Raw genomic sequence first — 1,161 nt, 5'->3', positions numbered from 1 at the left:
GACAGCAGGCGAGCATACGGTGATTCCGCTGGATATCGATGTCTCTCCGTTCGATAACTCCGGTACGAAAAAAGAGGGTGTTTCGTTGACCTACAAAGGCACGTTCGGCTACGCCCCCATTTTCGCCTACCTCGGACAGGAGGGGTATAGCGTGAATGTGCAGCTTCGGGAAGGCAGCACGCACAGTCAGAAGGATGGCGCTGATTTTCTGCGCGAAAGCATCCAGTATGCCCGGCGCATCACGAAAGAGCGCCTTCTCGTGCGGATGGATTCCGCTCACGACAGTCTGGAAAATCTGCAGGTGTGTCATGCTGAGCCAGAGGTCGATTATATCATCAAGGTCAATCTGCGCAATACATCCAAGGAAAGTTGGCTACGGATCGCCGAAGACAAGGGCATGGCCTGTGAGCAGCGCCCCGGCAAGACGGAATACATGGGCGTGATCGCCTTTCCCGAAAAAGGCTTCGATCAAGCCCTTCGTCAAGTGTTTCAAGTGATCGTACGGACGATCGACCGTGAAGGTCAGATGCTCCTGTTCCCGGAAATTGAAGTGAACGTCTATTGGACTTCTCTTACCTGCTCGCCGTGGCGTGTCATCGAGTTGTATCGCGATCACGGCACGAGCGAACAATTTCATAGTGAGCTGAAGACGGATCTGGATTTGGAGCGACTGCCCGCCGGCAAATTCGATACCAACGATCTGGTTTTGCACGCGGGGGTGTTCGCTTACAACCTGCTCCGCATCATGGGGCAGGAAAGCTTGCGCCAAGACGATGCTCCGATTCGGGGAGGCGTACAACGTCGCCGCATCCGCACCGTGATTCAAAACATCGTGTACATCGCGGCTAGAGTCAGCCGACACGCTCGTCAAACGATTTTCAATTTTGGGCGATACAGTCCCTGGTTTCAGACCGTACGACGAGTGTACCAAGCGTTTGCCTGAATCCATTTTTCGCCATCCAGACCAACCCAAACTGCTCTTCCCTGTTCCGGCCTTACCGTAAACAGCAAGGCTTATTGAGCATGCCTTGCTTGATGGATTCTGTCATTTGTAGATTTGTTTTCATCACGAATCTTTAGCTGATGGGGGGATTTCCGATTACTTTTTTCCATATACTGCCCTCTCTGGCGGAGTGGACTTAAGTTTGTCACGGATTCAGG

General features: G+C 52.7%; 1 protein-coding gene. It reads left to right on the top strand.

Features of this window, described 5'->3' with window-relative positions; translation table 11 throughout:
- Nucleotides 1-943 (top strand): IS1380 family transposase (locus BLT35_RS26130; protein ID WP_074730252.1); only part of this gene is annotated, 943 nt, incomplete at its 5' end.
- Between the last annotated feature and the right edge of the window lie 218 nt (nt 944-1,161).

Origin of the sequence: Paenibacillus naphthalenovorans, assembly GCF_900099895.1 — a bacterium.
GTDB classification, from domain to species: domain Bacteria; phylum Bacillota; class Bacilli; order Paenibacillales; family NBRC-103111; genus Paenibacillus_G; species Paenibacillus_G naphthalenovorans.
The sequence above is the reverse complement of the archived record's forward strand: the minus strand, read 5'-3'. Positions and strand labels throughout refer to the sequence as shown.